Origin of the sequence: Loktanella sp. DJP18 (assembly GCF_049310965.1) — a bacterium.
Classification (GTDB): domain Bacteria; phylum Pseudomonadota; class Alphaproteobacteria; order Rhodobacterales; family Rhodobacteraceae; genus Loktanella.
The window spans coordinates 1-2,688 of the sequence record NZ_JBMERN010000249.1; the positions used below are offsets into that span (position 1 = coordinate 1).

Sequence of the window (2,688 nt, forward strand, 5' to 3'; positions counted from 1 at the left end):
CTCATCCAACGCAAGCGTAACGCCCCGGCACCTTGCGTCGGGGCGTTCGACCCAAGCGGTCACACCGCGCCGCCACTGCGTCGCCGCATTGAACCTTTGCCATGGCCAATAAACGGGTGTTTTTGATGTAGCAGTGTATAGGATATGACGCGACCTATAAACAAGCGTCGGAAAAGCAGCATGGATGTACTTTTAGTATCCGGATTGCTACTGTTTTCCTTCCGCGCCTTCGCCGTTCGAAAAATTGAATATGGTTATGGCGCAGTCCGGGGGAACAAGGCCAAAGACGATAGAGTATCGGGACATCAAAGCGCTTACTCATGATCCGAAGAATTTGGTCTGAATGAGATGGAACAACAGCTCCAACAGTTTCAGAAAGCGCTTCCACCGACATAAGCGACGCAATATTTTTGAAGACCCGGTCAAAATATATATCGCGACACCATACTTGGAACTTTCGCGGTCTTGTTCGGTTAATCCATCGAACGATGCCAAGCCGTTCAGGTGAAACGCCAGATGCTGATAGCAAGCGAAGCACCGGCTATCATATTTGGTCATCCTTTGCCGCGAGGCGACGGCTATTGATCTAGTTAAGTCGTCACAGCTTTATTCACCGGCGAGCATGGATCAGACATAGCAAATTTAAGGTAGGACCTAGAGCGAAAGGTCTTGTCGGCGTGAATGATATTAAGGAGTAACGTAATGGAAGAGAAAAAAGGCGGGCTTGCTTCTATTAAGATGGGTCTCGTAATTGGTGCTGGTGCCGCTGCGGCGGCAATTATTGCTTATGCTATTATGCCAGCAGAGCCGGCCGAGGATGTCGTTATGGACGAAGGGACTGTGGTCGAGGAATTGTCCGCTCCCGTAGCGGAAGCAGACGGAACGGTCGGGTTGGACGCGGATACAGCTACAGTGACTGATCGTGATGCAATCCACGATGACGTCGTCGTGGCTGACAGCGTAGGTGTACCGGCTGACGGTGAGTTGACTGAGATAAACGAGATCGCACCGGCTAGGACAGATCTGGATCAGACACCAATCGAAGCTCCATCTGCGGAGGTTCAGGAACCCCTCGACGCCGAGGCTGCAATTGAAGAAGCAACGGACGGTGATGTGGTGGGTCAGGAAGCACCACCGCCTTCTGCGGCATTCGTTGAAAGTTCAGGGAATGCAGTGACACCTGAAGATACAGATCAGGTGACGGTTCCGACGGCCGCAGTCGCGCCTGAGGCGGCATTAATTGACGAGACGGTTGTGCCTCCGGATCCTGACGACCCCGTGCGCAGCGATACAGATATGGAGATCGATCTGGTCGTGGATCCTGATGCCGGTATGAAAAGCGGGCCCGATCCAGATGGTGGCGCAGCGCCGTTTTACCCAAAGCCGTCTGGTCCTGAAGGTACGGATGGCAATGCTTTTACAACCGAATAGTAAACAGCTGGATGACCCCTCTAAAGGTCCGGAACCGGCACTCTTTTTGACATCCAAAACACATGTCGAAAAATGAATGGAGCCGGATTCTTTGCACCCATCCGCTGAAGCTGTAAAAAACGAATGCTTTACTGAAGGAGACCCGCTTGGCACACGATGAAACCCATCAGGGCACCCGTCGCGACTTTCTATACTACGCGACGGCTGGAGCCGCGACCGTTGTCACGGGAGCTGCCGTATGGCCGCTGATCAACCAGATGAATCCGACTGCGGATGTTCAGGCGCTGAGTTCGATCCGGGTGGACGTGTCTGGCGTACAGGTCGGCACTCAGTTGACCGTACTTTGGCAGGGTAAGCCGATATTTATTCGTGCACGGACGGAAGAAGAGATTGCCGATGCGCGCATGGTCGATATTGCCGATCTGATCGATCCAATTGCCCGGAACGCAAACTCAGCAGAAGAAAATCCCGCTTTTGATGAGAACCGGGCATTGCCATTTGAAGGCAGCGATATGCCAGATGGTACGTGGCTCGTCATGCTAGGAGTTTGCACACATCTCGGCTGTGTACCCCTCGGTGAGCAGGGTGACTTCGGCGGCTGGTTCTGCCCCTGCCATGGGTCCCATTACGATACGGCCGGCCGCATCCGGCGGGGACCGGCTCCGCTCAATATGCTCATCCCTGTGGCGAGTTTTGTAGACCCGACCACGATTCAGTTAGGGTGAAGTCCCTTGATAACACTCGGTATCCGAGGGTTTCAGACGGCAATTTATTCACGGTGTCTATAGCGGACCGATGAACCCGCAACATCGGGTACTGTAAGGTCACGTTCAGGACCATCGCACCAGGGAAACAATGGATCGTCACACGACTTCTCACCAGATATCAGAAAGTCACCAAACCGGGCATCATTATTGCGAAGTGCTCCCGCACTCTCGCAGCATCCTGACCTGGGAGATCAATCTGCGATGGTGTATGCAACGACCTGATTGCCCACCTGAGGCTTCAGGTTTGGATTGCCACCCGCTACGAAGACAGCAGAATCTTGCCCCTCGTGGGTGTAGACGGCGGGAATGGCAACAGATGGCGCTTGAACCAGATCTCCAACCCAGTGCTGGCGTCGAGCGCCCTGACGCGGGCATTCCTTGAGGCACCGTTAGAAACCACCCCAGCCGCAGTGACGACTGGACCTCCCAAAGTAGGCGATCCCGAACTCTCAGGCCCGTAAAGTGTTAATTTCCACCCAGAAGTGACCCA

At 54.0% G+C, this 2,688-nt stretch carries 2 protein-coding genes; both read left to right on the top strand.

Annotation, left to right across the window (positions count from 1 at the left end; all coding sequences use genetic code 11):
- Positions 1-702 precede the first annotated feature (702 nt).
- Positions 703-1,431, top strand: a complete 729-nt coding sequence (locus ACOI1H_RS24670; RefSeq protein ID WP_422440889.1) for a hypothetical protein — start codon at positions 703-705, stop codon at positions 1,429-1,431.
- 146 nt (positions 1,432-1,577) lie between these two features.
- Positions 1,578-2,156: a ubiquinol-cytochrome c reductase iron-sulfur subunit gene (petA, locus tag ACOI1H_RS24675; RefSeq protein WP_422440890.1), complete on the top strand. Its 579-nt coding sequence runs from the start codon at positions 1,578-1,580 to the stop codon at positions 2,154-2,156.
- The last annotated feature ends 532 nt before the right edge of the window (positions 2,157-2,688 follow it).

What these genes read in the sequence shown, in the direction of transcription:
- ACOI1H_RS24670 (WP_422440889.1), top strand. Translation starts at nt 703, where the DNA reads ATGGAAGAGAAAAAAGGCGGGCTTGCTTCTATTAAGATGGGTCTCGTA.